General features: G+C 39.7%; 14 protein-coding genes. 2 read left to right on the forward strand and 12 right to left on the reverse strand.

Features of this window, described 5'->3' with window-relative positions:
* Positions 1-21: 21 nt before the first annotated feature.
* From ACJ004_RS16115 to ACJ004_RS16135, 5 genes are read right to left on the reverse strand one after another with little or no spacing between them, the layout of a single operon-like run.
* Positions 22-966 (reverse strand): MTP-1 family protein, encoded by a 945-nt coding sequence (locus ACJ004_RS16115; protein ID WP_410894123.1) that lies wholly within the window; start codon positions 964-966, stop codon positions 22-24.
* Complete coding sequence (locus ACJ004_RS16120; RefSeq protein ID WP_410894124.1) at positions 944-2,551, reverse strand: alpha-glucosidase; 1,608 nt, start codon at positions 2,549-2,551, stop codon at positions 944-946. Before ACJ004_RS16120 ends, ACJ004_RS16115 begins: the two co-directional genes overlap by 23 nt.
* A gap of 21 nt (positions 2,552-2,572) precedes the next feature.
* Positions 2,573-3,403, reverse strand: a complete 831-nt coding sequence (locus ACJ004_RS16125) for a carbohydrate ABC transporter permease (RefSeq protein ID WP_410894125.1) — start codon at positions 3,401-3,403, stop codon at positions 2,573-2,575.
* Entirely contained in the window at positions 3,390-4,268 is an 879-nt protein-coding gene (locus ACJ004_RS16130; protein WP_410894126.1) for a carbohydrate ABC transporter permease, read from the reverse strand. The genes ACJ004_RS16125 and ACJ004_RS16130 overlap by 14 nt, the downstream gene beginning before the upstream one ends.
* The gene (locus ACJ004_RS16135) at positions 4,268-5,584 is read right to left on the reverse strand and encodes an extracellular solute-binding protein (RefSeq protein ID WP_410894324.1); all 1,317 of its coding nucleotides are present in this window, start codon (positions 5,582-5,584) and stop codon (positions 4,268-4,270) included. The genes ACJ004_RS16130 and ACJ004_RS16135 overlap by 1 nt, the downstream gene beginning before the upstream one ends.
* A gap of 467 nt (positions 5,585-6,051) precedes the next feature.
* Here ACJ004_RS16135 and ACJ004_RS16140 point away from each other — a divergent pair, with 467 nt between their 5' ends.
* On the forward strand, positions 6,052-7,083 hold the full coding sequence (locus ACJ004_RS16140; protein ID WP_410894127.1) for a LacI family DNA-binding transcriptional regulator: 1,032 nt from the start codon (positions 6,052-6,054) through the stop codon (positions 7,081-7,083).
* A 5-nt stretch (positions 7,084-7,088) separates the two neighbouring features.
* The gene (locus ACJ004_RS16145) at positions 7,089-7,601 is read left to right on the forward strand and encodes an AAA family ATPase (RefSeq protein ID WP_410894128.1); all 513 of its coding nucleotides are present in this window, start codon (positions 7,089-7,091) and stop codon (positions 7,599-7,601) included.
* A gap of 54 nt (positions 7,602-7,655) precedes the next feature.
* Here the strand turns inward: ACJ004_RS16145 and ACJ004_RS16150 are convergent, their stop codons facing one another.
* The 7 genes from ACJ004_RS16150 to ACJ004_RS16180 form a co-directional block, all read right to left on the reverse strand.
* Positions 7,656-8,393: a GNAT family N-acetyltransferase gene (locus ACJ004_RS16150; RefSeq protein WP_410894129.1), complete on the reverse strand. Its 738-nt coding sequence runs from the start codon at positions 8,391-8,393 to the stop codon at positions 7,656-7,658.
* A 183-nt stretch (positions 8,394-8,576) separates the two neighbouring features.
* Positions 8,577-9,365 (reverse strand): 5-deoxy-glucuronate isomerase, encoded by a 789-nt coding sequence (locus ACJ004_RS16155; RefSeq protein ID WP_410894130.1) that lies wholly within the window; start codon positions 9,363-9,365, stop codon positions 8,577-8,579.
* Between the two features lie 50 nt (positions 9,366-9,415).
* Positions 9,416-10,312 (reverse strand): myo-inosose-2 dehydratase, encoded by an 897-nt coding sequence (iolE, locus tag ACJ004_RS16160; protein WP_410894131.1) that lies wholly within the window; start codon positions 10,310-10,312, stop codon positions 9,416-9,418.
* Between the two features lie 14 nt (positions 10,313-10,326).
* Positions 10,327-12,246 carry a 3D-(3,5/4)-trihydroxycyclohexane-1,2-dione acylhydrolase (decyclizing) gene (iolD, locus tag ACJ004_RS16165; protein WP_410894132.1) on the reverse strand — a complete coding sequence of 640 codons (1,920 nt, stop codon included), beginning with the start codon at positions 12,244-12,246 and terminating at the stop codon, positions 10,327-10,329.
* 170 nt (positions 12,247-12,416) lie between these two features.
* Complete coding sequence (gene iolC, locus ACJ004_RS16170) at positions 12,417-13,418, reverse strand: 5-dehydro-2-deoxygluconokinase (protein WP_410894133.1); 1,002 nt, start codon at positions 13,416-13,418, stop codon at positions 12,417-12,419.
* 25 nt (positions 13,419-13,443) lie between these two features.
* Entirely contained in the window at positions 13,444-14,469 is a 1,026-nt protein-coding gene (gene iolG, locus ACJ004_RS16175; RefSeq protein WP_410894134.1) for an inositol 2-dehydrogenase, read from the reverse strand.
* Positions 14,470-14,590: 121 nt separating this feature from the next.
* The gene (locus ACJ004_RS16180) at positions 14,591-16,705 is read right to left on the reverse strand and encodes a DUF5054 domain-containing protein (RefSeq protein ID WP_410894135.1); all 2,115 of its coding nucleotides are present in this window, start codon (positions 16,703-16,705) and stop codon (positions 14,591-14,593) included.
* Between the last annotated feature and the right edge of the window lie 68 nt (positions 16,706-16,773).

The raw sequence follows: 16,773 nt of genomic DNA on the forward strand, positions 1-16,773 counted from the left end.
TACTCCTTTGTTTTATTGGATTTACAGCTCGTATTGTACAAACGGATCGACGATGGTAATTTTTTGAGCTTCCGCATCACTAATTCCTGCATAAATATCAGCCGTGCCATCAGGTTTTCGCACTAATCCACCACTAAAGACGACATCCACTAAGTCTGGTCGCTTCGATGGACCAGGAAGGAACTGGCTCCTGGTTGCAATTAGCTCCATATCAGAAAAGGTTCCCGTTTCCGGGTCAAGCGCAAAAACCATTGGGTAATAGTGGCGGTTTCCTTCATCATCAAAGGAGGCAACATGTCCCAATACCCCAACGAGGCCATTTGCTAAAAGGTGAGGTTCGTTCGCTCCGCCCCATTCCTCCTCAATGAACTGCCCTTCAAGTAAGGGAGCTTCGCTGATGACATTAATTGTCAGTTCAGATATTGAAGAGATGCGAGTCCAGCCAATTTTTCCTCTTCCGCCTTTTTCACCCTGAGGTCTTGTTAATACCCCAATGCTGCCATCCTTTAGCTCTACTAGGCGAAGGTCTTTCATTCCGTCCGGGCCTTTTGCAAATTCTTGTAAACTTGCAACGGATTGACCTTTATAAAAAACGGTTCTCCAGCCAAGTTGTCCTTGTTTTGTTGGATGAGGGAAAATTTGGACACCACCTAGGACTAGCTCTCCCGCAATTCGAGTAAAGAAAGGATCTTGTAATTCCAGGACTGGCGCATTTTCTCTTGGTACCCACTCGCCTTTTCTCTTGACGAAGAAGTAGACATTGGAGTGTTCACTGTTACGTGATTCCACTCTTCCTGCAATGACAAGCTCACCTTCATCCTCAAAAGGAGCGCTAATATTATAGACATCATTTTCACCAATGCCTGAGAATACAATTTTTTCAGGACTGGTTGGTTGTGTTTTCGTAGTATATTCCTCTAAAAGCTGTTCACAAGTTTGGGCATTACCTTTCCTTAACAAGGTCATTTCCTATATCCCCCTTTAGAATCATTGCTTCATTCGCTAATATTGTTACAAAAGCTCCACGATCCAGCTTCGTTCTCCTTGATGAAAGCAACAAATTTATATCTGCGTCTATTTCAAGTGTTTTTTGTTGATCAGTGAAATTTAAAATGACTAATATTTTTTCAAATCCATTAGTTCTGACGAAATAAATCATTCCATCTACATTCCGTAAATATTCATACTCACCGAACTGAAGAGATGAATGTTCCTTTCGCAGCTTCAACAAGTTTTTATAAAAAGAAAGCATCGATTCCGAATCATGTATCTGGTCTTCAACAGTAACTTTGTATGCATCCTCTGGTACTGTAATCCACGGCACTCCTTCTGAAAAGCCGACATTGGCATGTGAATTCCATTGCATCGCGGTACGAGACTTATCGCGAGATTTTTCATTCGCAACTACAAGGGCCTCCTCTTGGGACTTACCCGCATGTAATGCGAGCTGATAGCCCATGATCCCTTGAACATCCTTTATTTTCGAAATATCGTCTGTAATCCAATCTCTCATTCCAATTTCATCGCCGAAATAGATGAACGGAACACCCTTTGCCGTTAGCATCAAGGCAGCAACTAGTTTGGCCCGATCCTCATCGCCGCCAAATCGTGAAATGTGCCGGGACATATCATGACTTGAAAAGAACAAAGTTGGAATTTGCGTAGAATCATATGCTTGCTCAGTTCCCACTAGCTGCTGATAGAGCTTTTCCGTATCAAACGTAGCCATGCTTCCGATATTGAAATTAAACACTACATCCAATTTTTTAAGCCCTGAATATTGCTTAAGTATATCCAGTTCCTCGGAACCAACCTCACCAACAAGAAATTTATCCGGATACTGATGAACAAACTCGGCAATTTCCTCAATAACTGTTAAAACACCTTCTTGGTCCTTATCATATAAATGGATTTGTTCCTCATCATATGGATTGTCCTGAAATGAATCGTTTACCTTTAGGAAATTGATGACATCTAACCGGAAACCGTCGACTCCCTTTTCAAGCCAAAATTTCATCACATCAAACATGGCATGTTTTACTTCAGGATTGGCCCAATTTAAATCAACCTGTTCCTTAGCAAAGGCATGGTAATAATATTGGTTCGTCTCACTGTCAAATTCCCATGCAGAGCCGCCAAAGAAAGATTCCCAATTGTTCGGCTCATCTCTCCAGATATACCAATCTCGTTTCGGATGTGCCTTTGACGACTTTGATTCTTGGAACCATTGATGTTCAGAAGAAGTGTGATTCAGGACCAAATCAGCAATTACCCTGATACCACGCTGATGAGCTTCTTGAATAAATGTTTCAAAATCCGCCATCGTTCCATAATCCGGATCGATTCCATAGTAATCAGAAATGTCATAGCCATTATCGACTTTAGGTGATGGATAAAAGGGAGTGAGCCACAATCCGTCAATCCCCAATTCTTTAAGATAGTCTAGTTTTGAAGTGATTCCAGCAAAGTCGCCGATTCCATCCCCATTTCCGTCTTTAAAGCTCGGCATATAAATTTCATAAAAAGTCGATTGTTTCCACCATTTCATCATAATGTTAGAACTCCCATAATATTACTTAAGTGTAAATTGCATACCTTCTTGGAATTTCTTCGCGAAGAGCAAGAAGATAATAATAATCGGAAGTGTTAATAATACCGAAGCCGCGTACATCGGGCCTGGATAACCACCATAAGGGCCGAACATTTGTGATAAGAGTACATTCAGCGTTAACATATGATCGCTCTTTGCCACTAACATATCCCATAACAACTCTGTCCATCTTTCCATAAACAAGAATAAGAAGATAACAGTCGTAATCGATTTCGACATGGGCAACACGATTTTAAACATGATTTGCAATTCACTCGCACCATCTAATTTTGCGGCTTCAATAAACGTATCCGGTATCGCCTTAAAGAAGTTCGTATACATAAACACGGCCCACAAACTCATGGCTTTAGGCAAAATCATTCCCCAGTAAGAGTCGTACATTCCCAATCGTTGAATCACAAGGAACGTTGGAATTAACAAAATAATCGCCGGGAAAAACATTTGAAATAAAATAAAATTATTGACTGTATTTCTTCCTTTAAAAGGCATCTTCGCTAATGCATAAGCAACCATTACCCCTGTTACCATCATTAAAAAGGTGGAAGCACCTGATACGATAAAACTATTAACAAACGCATTCAGCCATGGCCTTGGGATGACCGCTTCCCCGCCGCCTAATAGCCATTGATACGATTTTAAGCTGTACTCTGTGGGAATTAGCTTCTTATCTACTTGGTCCCAATCAGCAAAAGAATTTAGCACCATATAAATATAAGGAAAGATCATAATCAGTAAGAGAACAACTGCAATTAGGTAACGAAACCATAATCCATTTTTCTTAGCTCCACCCATTTCGTTTCCCCCACATTTCTAAGAGTTTTCGAATGATCAAAATTGAAATAAACGTTACTACAGAAGCAATAATGGCAATCGCTGAAGCATAGCCTGCTTGAAGATTTGAGAACGCTCTAGTGAAAATTTCCATTTGCCATGTATTGGTTGCAAAATTCGGGCCACCGCCTGTTAATTGGTAAACCTCTGTAAAAATACCAAACGTAACACCAATCGATAAAATTAATACTGTAAATAGAGCAGGGTACAGGAGCGGGAAAGTGATTTTCCAAAAGCGCTGCCAAGGGGTTACCCCGTCAATCATCGAAGCTTCATATACTTCCTTACTAATGCTCTCAAACCCTGACGTTAAAATCAGGGCGTAGTACCCGGTGAATTTCCAAGCGATAATCATCGCAACCACGAAGAGTGCTGCAAACGGACTTCCAAGCCAATTAATATCTAATCCTAAGGAGCCTCGTAAAAATTCATTAACCGGACTGTTGTAAGATAAAATCCCTTTAACGATAAATGACGATACAACCCCTGATGCTAAATAAGGCAGGAAAAATCCAATTAAAAATAGCCCTTTAAATTTAGGTAATCCTTGAACGATCAAGGCAACGATAATCGAAGATGCAACAACTAACGGTACAAATAAAGCCATAAATTTAAAGCTTACAAAAAATGCACTTTGAACACCTGGGCTCTTGAAAGCCTCCATGTAATTTTCCAATCCAACAAAACTAAATGTTGGTGCAATTAAATTCCAATCGGTAAAAGATAAGAACAGTGACCATACCAGTGGAATTAGAAAGAAAACGACCGCATATATAAGATAAGGACTGGCAAATAGCCAGCCCAACCTTCCTTGCTTTGTGCTCATTATTTAAGAGCCCCCTCAATTGCTTTTTGCATATCCTTCCATCCAGTTTTCGGATCCTTCTCACCCTTGACTACTGGATTGAATGCATGTTGGCCAATAAAGGTCTGAATATCATTGTACTTTGAGTTATCCATTGGCGGGATACCATTAGGTACGGCAGCTGCATATGGTTGTAATGCCGGATTCTTTTCAAAGAACGCTTTAAAAGCATCATTCGATGTTAAGTCATCACGAGCCGGTGGTAAACTTGTCTTTTCAAGCCATTTTGCATCATTTTCAGGGTTTGAATAAACCCACTTAATGAATTCCATCGCTGCTTTTTGTTGTTCTTTTGTTGCAGAAGCGTAAACAACAAGACCTTTTGTATCCGCAAAAGTTTTAACATTGGCAGTATCCACACCATCTGGTACAGGCGGTGCTGTCAATGTATAGGTTTCGTTAAATTTCATTTCCGGGAATTTGTCTGCCCAGTACGGGATTGTCCAAGGACCAACATCAACAAAAATTCCTAAACCACTTTCAAATGGATCTTTTGATTGCCTTGTTAATAAGGCATCTGCTTTACGAAGGTCATCCATTAGGCCAAGTACCTGTTCGCCAGCTTTCTGATCAGCTGTAAATTTAGTTCCTTCAACAAACTTGTTACCATTTGATGCTGCATCATACAACATAAAGAAATCGAACCATCTTTTCCAAGCTGTTGGGTCGGCAAGGTCTGCTTTTGCCCATACATATTTATCAGGATATTTTGCTTTTAATTTTTTAGCCACATCTAACATTTCGCTGTATGTTTTTGGAGGCTCGTTAAAGCCAAGCTCTTTTAAAATGTCCAATCTCCAGCCAAATAACATTGCATTTGAGTAGATCGGTAATACATATTGGTGGCCGTCAGCAAATTTCCAGCCCTCCATTGTATTTTCCATGTTACGTTCTTTCTTAACCTCATCCCATCCCTCTAACTCATCTAGAGGTACAAGCGCTTTACTCTCAGATAATTGTGCTGCAAAGCCACGGTTAATATTTTCAGACATAGTAGGTGCACTGCCACCAGCAATTGCTGATTGAATACTCGCTTCAGATGTAGGGCTTTCCTTCATCGGACTAACGTTAACTTTGATTTTAGGATTTTCTTTTGTAAACTCTTCTGCTACTTCCTTCCAATACACTTGCTGTGTTGGGTTTGGAGCGGCCCAGAATTCAATCGTCGTTACCCCATCTTTCTTGCCGCCGCCTTGCTCCTTATTACCTGTAGAACAAGCAGCAAGACCAGAAACAGTAAGTGAAGCTGCAAATAAGATTGATGCTACTTTTTTCATTTTCATCTTATATTCCTCCAATGATTAATAAATCCAAACATCCTAATAATAGTAGTAATACCCTAAAAAATGAGTGAACGATACAATTATTTCACTAGGTTCCTATAGCATCATCAACTCACCTGACAGCGCTACCATTAACTCTCAAAAAAAAGTATACTATTTGTAATCCAAGTCAAAAAATATGGTGTTAAACCGAAATCCCTCATTTCTCAACAAGCAATTACAGAATTACAAAACGAGAAAATAATTATTTAATAACGTTATTAATCACCTTACAAACGTAATTATTGCATCTGATCTTTATAATGTCAACCATTAATTACTAGATTTTTAAAGTAAAAGGTTAATTACTTACTATAATTGTCATCTGAACCACTATTGAAATTATCCACCTGTAACGTTACAATATAATTACAAACAATGACACATTATTATTAAGATATAGATTAAGGGAGAACAACACAATGGAAAAAAAAGTGACCATGCAGGATATAGCGGATCAATTAAATATCTCGAAAAACTCTGTTTCCCAAGCGTTATCTGGAAAGCCGGGAGTTAGTGAAGAAACCCGAAGGCTTGTACAAAATACAGCGGATGAATTAGGTTATTCCTATTCTAATAGCAGAAATCAAAAGCAAGTTGAAAAAAAGACACAAAAAAACATTGCTCTAATTGCTTCTGATTATGCTTTTTCCCTAAAAAGCTTTTTTGGTGAAATTTACTTAAGTATTGAAAAAGAACTGCGCGTGCGTGGGATGAATTTATTTATTGAACCGATTGATAGCATTTCAATCGAAAATTTAACACTTCCTTCTTTATTAACAAATCACAATATTGATGGAGTGCTAATCTTATCTCATATTAGTACAGACTATACGGCGAAAATTATTAGTACTGGTATCCCTACGGTTTTAATTGATCATCACGAACCATCCTTACAGTCTGATTCTGTACTAACAAACAATCGCTTTGGAGCATTTACGGCTGTCGAGCATCTCATTCGACTTGGACACCAGGACATAGCCTTTGTCGGGGACGTTGACATTTCTCCAAGCTATCAAGAAAGATTAGAAGGATACTTACTTGCATTAAGAAGATATGGGATAAAGCCTAAGGAATCACTCATATTAACAAACGCAAAAGAGCATTTAAATGAAATCAATTTATTCATCGATGACCTTGAAGACCAGCCTTCTGCATGGTTTTGCGTGAACGATGGCCTTGGATTTCTGGTGACATCCGTTTTACAGCAAAGGGGCTTAATGATACCTGAAGATGTCTCTGTATGCAGTTTCGACAATGGACAATTATCACAAATTTCCACCCCTCGGATTACGACAATGGATATCGATTTAAATTATTTTGGTAAAAAAGCAGTCGAACAGCTTTGTTGGAGAATGGAAAACAAAGAAGAACCGATCCAGGAGATTTTGTTACCAACCAAATTAATCATAAGAGAGTCCACTGCTAAAAAAAGACAGCAATCATCGAGGTGATTTATTTGAAAACCATTTATATTATTTCCGGACCTTGCGGAGTTGGTAAGTCTACTCTTGCAAAAGAACTAGCACGAAGCGTAAAGAAAAGTGCCCTAATTAAAGGAGACGACTTCCTCTCTTTGTATGAGGAGGGCTCTGCACCACCTTGGGAAGAAAATTTAGTAATCATGTGGAAAAACATACTTTCGGTAACTCAAACATTGATTCAACATGATTTCAATGTGATTATCGATATTGTTGTGGAGGATGAGTTAGAGTGGTTCTGTAAGCATTTTGCTTATCTGAATCTGAAAATGAAGTATGTAGTTTTGCGAGCTGATGAAAATATTTTAATAGAACGTTTGAATAAACGTGGAGATCAATTTTTAATTGAACGCTCCTTATTTTTGCTAAATCAACTTGAGAATTCACTAGCAAATACGAAACATCTATACGACACTACTCATAAAGACCCCGCCGAAATTTTAACTGAGATTATGAATTCGTCTGATTTTGATTTAGATATTTCAAACTGAATTTTATAAACATAATCATAAAAAGGGAGAAGTGTTGAGCACTTCTCCAGGCAACTATTCTAACCAGTAACAGCCTCTCACAATTGCAGTTATTTCCTCATATCCAGCTTTATTATATATTTTTATAGCATTAGGATTATGAGCATATAAATAACTAATTGTATTTAATGTCTTTTCATTAAAATCAGTAACGAAGTTTATTAATTGACTGCCGTAACCCTTTCCTCTTTTATCTTTTTTAGTAAATACATCATTTACCCTAGATATATCATTCTTGCTGTACAAGGAAGCTATACAAACTAATTCTTCAGCAGCATATCCACCAAACAAATAAAAATTTCTGTTATCGATCGACTTTAACAGAGATTTATACCCCCACTCCCCTTGTTCTTTATCAGAGGTGAGTAATTCATTTATTGTTTCATCTATATGATTTAACCTTTGAAACTGAAGGGTCTGAGGAATATCTATTCTTTTTTTATTTTTTTGGACAAAGAAACAAATTTCATCTAATGATTTAGTAAATCCTTTACTTTCTAAAAATTGACCAACTGTACTTTCATTTCTTGTGAACGTATACACACGCGGAGTGATAGCTATTGATTTATAAAAATCCACAATATCCTTAATCGCGAAATCATAGTCGGAATCCTCATAAATGAATGCATGATTACTATCATAAGATAAAGGGTTATCTTTATCATAAAAGATTTTACCATAAGGTTTTTCTATTACTTTAGATTGAATCTCTGCAAAGTTATTTTCGAAATTTATTATTTTGTCTATTAACATGTTTATATCCCCCGATTAGGATTTCTAATTTTACTCTTCTATATATACAATAACCCATAAATTAAGAAAACTACCATCACAACTTTTTTCACATAAATAAAAGCCAACTATTTAAAATTTGTAAATAGTCGGCTCTTATGGACTTTTAGAAGATAAATTCTTTTAGGAAAGGTGGTCACACTCTCACTTTTCAGGCCAGATTTTCACGTCTAGATCGAGCAGCCATTTATGTTCTTCCTCCATGATCCGATCAGTCCAAGGATTGTTTTCGAGATGGCGAATCATCCAGCAGAAGTACATCGCATAACCTGGTGCAGTTGCTTGCGGATGGTCAAGATCACCCGGAATCGTAATAAAGCTGTTATGTTCCACACGATAAGCTTCAGGCCCAACCATTGCACATCCAAAGCCCTGAGGCTTATTAAAACGGTAGTAATAGACCTCCGGCTGGTCATGATGATGCGGCGGATAGCTTGACCAGCGTCCAGGATAGGAAATCACTTCACCAATCACAAGATTAGAATATGGTGCAGTGTTATAGTCAAAAATAGTACGGATCACTCTCTCTGCTGTTCCGTCCCAAACTCCTTCACCAGCAGTCGTACTCTCGCAATCCTCTGGAGTATATAATTTCGCTTCAAAAAGTTTCTTATTATCAGTTTTTTGAACAAGGACTTCACTACTCTTAAGTGCAGTGACCCTCACTTCTGCCTCTTTTGCTATATGCAGACACCACGGGGCTTCGTTAAATACACTGTCGCGGTTTATCTCACGGGATTCGCCATTCCATTCTAAGCGGACAGCTCCTTCAAGAAGAAGGATTGCTGTCTCTTTGCTGGCATCATATAGTACATTGACTTCTCCCTCAGCCAATGTGTAAATGCCTATATCCTGCAGCATATCAGGGTGCTTATTTACCATATCTGTTATCTTGGTATAACCATGTTTTAATTCACCAAGCGTTTCATACATACAGTTTATCTCCCTTCACTCATCTTAACTAATGGTATCTCTATTCTCCTTTAAATCCCGCTTGTTTCACGGATATAATCTCGTGCTTTTAAGGCATACTCAAATGGGTTCGCCAAAGCAGGGTCCTGTTCAGCCTCGACGACAAACCACCCTTTATATCCTGCAACATCCAATACTTCAAATACCGTTTTAAAGTCAATTACACCGTCTCCTGGTACTGTAAAAACTCCCTTTTTAACCGCTTGCAGAAAACTCCATTTCCCTTCTCGAGCCTTATTAGCCACATCGATTCGGACGTCCTTTAAATGAACATGATGAATACGACACATATGTTTATTTAGTATGTGTAAATGATCTTCACCCGAAAAAACAAGATGGCCTGTATCGTAAAGAAGTGATACCTTTTTAGGATCCGTTTCCGCCATCAAGTGGTCAATTTCTTCTGTCGTTTGGACCCCTGTACCCATGTGATGGTGATAGACAATTACCATCCCTTTTTCAGCTGCGAGGTCGCCAAGAAGATGTAAACCTTCGACTAAAAGCTTCCATTCACCTTCTGTAAAAACAGGCTTATGATCAAATAGCGCTGTCTCCATTTGACCTTGAATACTGTTGCCCTGTTCAGAAACGACAATAACTTTCGCACCCATTTCATGTAAAAAGTCTCGGTGTTTGATAAATGCCTTTATTGTTTCCTCAAATGGTTTAGAGGTTAAAAATGCACTAAACCAGGCACTAGCTATTTCTAAGTTCCGTAATGATAGTGCTTTTTGTAAAACATTTGGATTACGCGGGTATTTATTGCCGACCTCGCAACCAGAAAATCCGGCTAGTGCCATTTCACTAATACATTGCTCAAATGTCACTTCACCGCCAAGCTCTGGTATATCATCGTTTGTCCATCCGATTGGCGCAATTGCCAACTTAACTTGATTTCCCTCAAACATCCTCATTCCCCCTATTAATAAGCACGGGCTTTTTCTAGATTTGCTTGGTTTCTTTCGTATGCGGCTTGGATGCCTTCTTTTTTTGAAACTTCCGCTACACCGACATTCCACCAAGCGTTATAGCCATTTGTCATCGTTTTAGGAAGTACTTTGATGTCAATCAGAGTACTGACCGCTTGTTTTTTCGAATCAATCACAGCTGCTTCAAGTTCTTCCAATGTCCGAACAGAGTACGTTTTTACTCCGTAGCCTTCTGCTACCTTGGCATAATCAATTGCTATGACCGGGCCGTCCAATTTTCCTGTTACTTGATTCCTTTTGCGGAATTCTGTACCAAAGCTGTCCATTCCATTTCCCATTTGCAGATTGTTAATACAGCCGAATCCAGAGTTATCAAACAGGATGACATTAATTTTTTTACCTTCTTGAAGGCTAGTAACCAGTTCAGTATGTAGCATCAGATAACTTCCATCCCCAGTCATCGCATACACTTCCTTGTCAGGCTCCGCCAGCTTCGCACCTAAAGCGCCGGCAATCTCATAACCCATGCAAGAATAGCCGTATTCCATATGATAGGTGTTACGTGTTTTCGATACCCACATCCGCTGCAGGTCGCCTGGTAAACTTCCAGCTGCCCCAACAATCACGGCATTGTCATCAAGCAGCTCATTCACCTTGCCAATCACACTCGTCTGGGTTAGTTCGGAATGAAGAACTTCCTTATATTCAGACAGCTTTTCATCCAAATGGCCTGCGATTTCTGGGATGAAGTTTTCTCCATATGTAACCCCATAAAGACGATTTAATTCATCCTCCCAGACACGCTTCGCTTCCACGATTTCATTTTCATAAGCGGCAACGTAGTCCCCAAGTGCGGAGCCAATCATTTCTAGCCCAGCCTTTGCATCAGCGACCACCTTCACCGCATCTAATTTCGCTGCATGGAATTCTGAAATATTGATGGTCAGAATTTCAGCCTCACCAAACAATTGCTTAGAAGCTGTTGTAAAATCAGTAAAGCGAGTGCCCACCGCAATGATTAAATCCGCTTCTTGTGCAATGGAATTAGCTGCCGAATTACCTGTAACACCAAGTCCGCCAAGGTTTAGTGGATGAGTGCTTTCCACACCGCTTTTTCCAGCCTGTGTTTCTCCAAAAGGAATATGGAATTTTTCAGCAAATTGTAAGAAGCTATCAGCCGCCTCAGAATAGCGCACGCCTCCGCCTAATATTAATAAAGGCTTCTTCTTCGTTTGAATGAGTTTCACTGCATCTTGAACACTTTCAGTTGACGGCTGACGGCGTTCGATTCGATGAATTCGCTTATCAAAGAATCTTTCTGGATAATCCCATGCTTCTCCCTGTACATCCTGTGGCAGCGCAATCGTAACCGCACCAGTATCGTCTGGATTAGTTAAAACACGCATCGCGTTCAAGAGAGCAGACATTAGTTGCTCAGGACGATTGACACGATCCCAATACTTACTCACTGGACGGAAGGCGTCATTCGTGGAAATAGATAGATTATGAGTCTGTTCAATCTGCTGCAATACCGGGTCAGGTTGACGGGAGGCAAACACATCGCCAGGAAGCAATAAAACAGGAATATTATTCGCAGTTGCCGTGGCGGCAGACGTCACCATATTGGCGGATCCTGGTCCGACTGAAGAGGTACAAGCCATAATCTGCTTACGATGTTTCTGCTTGGCAAAAGCCATCGCTGCATTCGCCATTCCCTGTTCATTTCGTCCTTGATAGACTTCTAACTCACCTGGGTTTTCTTCCAATGCCTGACCAAGTCCCAGCACATTTCCATGACCAAAAATCGTAAAAATACCTTTAATAAACCTTTGTTGTTTACCGTCGAACTCTACATATTGAGCGTTTAAAAATTTCACAAGCGCCTGTGCTGTTGTTAAACGAATCGTACCCACTTTATAATCTCCTTTCTTTCAGAACGATTTGACCATTTTTATAAAAGAAAAAGGGATGCAGCACGGACTGTCTCCATCCCACCACTTCCCATTTATTTCTCGAATTATTTTACATAACGAGCAGTAAGCATTTTCTTTCTTGTGTAGAATTCAACTCCATATCTTAATAATTAAGAAAGTTCATACACTGCTGTTTCCATCTGATTAAGAAGTTCTTTCTTTGTTGGCATCGCATCGGAGCAGCTATGGCGTGATATGACAATCGATGCTGAGGCACTGCCTAGCTTCATTGCCTCTGATATGTCTTGCCCATTCATGAGCCCGTAAATGAAGGCCGAAGCGTAAGAATCCCCTGCACCGAAAGTTTTCAAAACGTTTGTCCGGAAAATGCCGCTTCGGTGGGAGGCTCCATCTTTTGTGTAAGCAATCGACCCTGACCCTCCATGCTTAATTACAACAAGTTCTGCCCGGTAAGAAAACCAACGAGATGCCGTATACTGGTCATCAGATTCATCAATATGTAACAGTTTTTCCATCATGTCGAACTCTTCCCGGGTCCCGATAATGACATCACATTTTTCAGCAGCCAAGTTGTAATAAACGGCTGTTTCAGCTTCATCCGTCCATGTGTACGGACGATAGTCAAGGTCAAAGAATACCGTTACGCCGTGTTTAACTGCATATTCTAATACGACAAATACAGCTTCCCGTGAAGGGCTCTTTGCTAGAGCCGTACCAGAAATCAACAGGGCCTTTGACTGTTTAATATACTCTTCATCCACTTCAGATGGGTGCAGCTTCAAATCCGCTACATTGTCACGATACATTAAAATACTGCAGTCTTCTGGGCTTTTGATTTCTGTAAAAGCAAGGCCTGTTACTGCTCCTGTATTGTCAATCTTCACGCCCGACGTATCAATCGCATTCTTTTTTAAGTAATCCATTATGAAGCGACCCATTTGATCATCTGAGACTTTTCCGATGAATCCAATTTTCTGTCCTAACCTTGCTGAACCAATTGCAATATTAGCAGGCGATCCGCCAACATACTTCGTAAACGTGCGTGTTTCCTCCATTGGACGGTTCGTCTCATTGGCATTCAGATCAATGCAGAGCCGACCCACTGCAATTAGGTCGATGGGTCGGTCATGATTAAATTTGAGCGGGTTCATTTTCATTCTCTCTCCTTAAAAAAAATTAATAGGTTGCTGTGGACCGACCAACCTGCTCCAGCTTAACTGGTACTCCTGTTTCAAGCGATTGGCTTGCTGCTTTTGCAATCCGCTCTGCCTGAATACCATCAAAACCGCTGCAGATGACTGGTTGATTCCCAAGGATGGCAGCAGCAAACTCTTTTACCTCATCTATGTAGGCCTGTGTATATCGTTCTAGGAAAAAGTACAATGGTTTCTCTTTGGTAACATGTTCCGCAGTAGATACCTCAACCGTATTTGCCCGGTTGTTATCCGCATGCGCAGCGCCTTTGTCACCAAAAATTTCTAATCGCTGGTCGTATCCATAAGCTGCACGCCTGCTGTTCTCAATTACTCCGAGAGCGCCATTAGCAAACTTTAAGGTAATGACAGCTGTATCAATATCTCCTGCTTCACCAATGGCCAGGTCTACTAACACAGCCCCGGATGCATACACCTCCACAACTTCGCTGTCCATGATGTAGCGAGCCATATCAAAATCGTGAATCGTCATGTCCATGAATAGTCCGCCCGAGGACCTTATGTAATCAACACCTGGAGGCTGTGGGTCGCGTGATGTAATCCGTAAAATATGCGGATTCCCAATCTGTCCATCCTGAACAAGATGGCGGATTTTACGGAAATTCGAGTCAAAACGGCGATTAAATCCAACTTGCAGTTTTACACCAGCCTTTTTAACGACTTCAAGTGCTTCTTCCGTTTCTTCTATAGTAAAACTGACTGGTTTTTCACAAAAAATATGTTTTCCTGCCAATGCAGCTTCTTTAATAATGTTTGCATGCGTATTGGTAGGAGAACAGATAAATACTGTATCAATTTCTGGATCTTTTAGGATGTCATAATAATTTGTGGTCAAAACTTCAATATGTTTCTCTACTGCCCATGATTCAAGGTGTTCTATTACAACATCTGATACACTCTTAACACGAACCTGTTGAATACCTCGCAAATTATCTACATGGATTTTGCCAATACGTCCTGCTCCAATTATTCCTATAGTCAACGTCATCGTGAATCCTCCCCTTTTCAACTATTATAGTTAAGCGCTTTCCAAAATAGGATTTGGGCTTGATTCCTTATCGACAAACACAAAGCAGTTTTCATGGGTCCATTCATGGGACCGTACGCTTTTATAAAAAATACGATTTCAAATTCAACGTAAATCTACTTTTCCCGTTTTCTTCATACCACATCGGGAAGTTGGTTCCCCAAATATTGTTATAGAGATTAAAATGGAATCCACCTTCTAATGAAGCAAAGGTATTGTTGAACTGTAACAATCTTTTTTCACCTGGTGAGACAAGTGGTGAATCCTTCGTCTCAATGATGACCTGGGCATCTGCCCCAAAATAATACAGACCTTTATCAACAGAATGAAGGTTGCGGCTTCCATTTCTCACCACTTCCAGCGGAGAGATGTGTTCACCCAACTTATCTAATTTCCAAATGTTTGGGTTATCAACTTCCAACCCAAACGAAAACCACATCGCCTCTGGTAAGCGGTTTGCTTCCTTATCGAACCAATTAAGCTCAATATCTATATGTTCATTGAACTTAGAAAACTTGTATTCTATCGTAATCTCTTTTGGAGAACCGAATGATTCTACCGCATGTTTCGGCATGCATAATTGGACGATTATATCATCACTTGCTTCTGTTTCGATTTTACTTATTGAAAGGATGGTAGGTTGATAAATTTTATGTTTCGGTCTTGGAATGACGAGCTCAATCCCCGGTTTTCCTTGGTCCGCATCAGACCACCGATAGGTTTCACTAGTGTTCTCAACATATTCGTCGAACCATCGATAATAATTTTCTACTCCAAAGGACTCGTAAACAAAAACGCCTATCCGGTTTTGTTTGTTCGTCCACTCTTTTCCGTTTCCGTCAACTAAACTAGATATGGACCCATCCTCTGCAAATTGTACGGTAAACGCTCCAAGAGAATATGAACTGTTCGTTTCTAATGTTTCTCTTCCTGGCTTCTGCTTTTTTGCCTCTAATGATTCGAATGAAGCAAATACTTCCTCTTGCCGATCAGCAGATAAGGCAGCCACAGCTTTTTCAATATATCCCCGCTGTTCCTTCCAAGAATCTTCAAATAAGTGATAATCACGATTTTTCGACGAACCTGAAAAAACTTCCTTCGATAAATGATCGTACTCATCCATTGCAAATGAACCAATATAGCTGTATTTATCCGGAACCGAATCCTCATCAATTGTATTTCTCTGCCTTGCCTGGTGGAAATCCTGCTTTGCATAATTTTTATAATCATTGAGGTGTTTTTTCTCGTCTAATCCCCATGTATGTTCTGGAATTAAAAGCAACCAATCAGAAAACTGTGTATACTCTTCACTTTTTACTTTTAATTTACCTTGAGAAACCCACTTATTTCGGAGTCTAAGTAATTCTCGGTATTGAGCTACCTTCTTAGGATCTGTAGCCACCCCATGTATCCAGGAATCACCAATTTCCTCATGGACGACAGGAAGGTTGTGTTTAAAATCTTTTATCTTTTCAGCAAATGCATCCATAGTTGATGCTTTTATGACAGCATTTGGAAACCTTTCTTTTAAACTGGCAAACTCTGCTTTTATATCATCAATTGAAGGTGGCCCGTAATTATCACCGGTATGTGCAAACACCATTACCTCATTTAGACCATCCAGTTTAAGAACATCCCCATAATTATCCGCATAGTTAACGATAATTTCAGAGCCATCATGCCCCTTCCATACAAATATCGATGGAACGGAAGGAACCTTTGAGGCTGGGTTCACTCCTATATGCAAATAATTAATTCCATTTCTCGCCAAATAAGGAATCACTGTTTTTGTATGACCAGGAACGTCCGTCATTTTTGCAGTGGAAGTTTCTTTTCCATATTGAGAATCTAATCGTTTCGCAATCGATATTCCATATTGAAAAAGTTCAGCATCCATTAATTCCGTATGTGTTGTAAAAGGAAGTCCATGCCATGTGATAGATCCTTTTTGAATCGCAGCTTCCATTTTTCGTTTCTCTTCATTATTTGCTTGTTTCAAATACTCCTGAATAAGCCATGAGCCTGTCGTCCATACAAAACCGATTGAAGAATCTTCTTTCTCAAGGCTGTCTGCTAGTTCAATAGCCTTGGGTATGTAGGACTTAATATATTGTTCAGTTACATTTTCCGCTAAATCGGTAAAGCCAATATCCAGATGTGTTTTAAAGATGACATGAACCACTTCAATCTCTTTCATGCTACTATTTCCCACCTTATAAAAGACTCTATACGTTTACTTTTTCAGACATTTTTTTATGAGATTCG

This window comes from Neobacillus sp. 204 (assembly GCF_046562815.1).
Classification (GTDB): Bacteria; Bacillota; Bacilli; order Bacillales; family Cytobacillaceae; genus Neobacillus.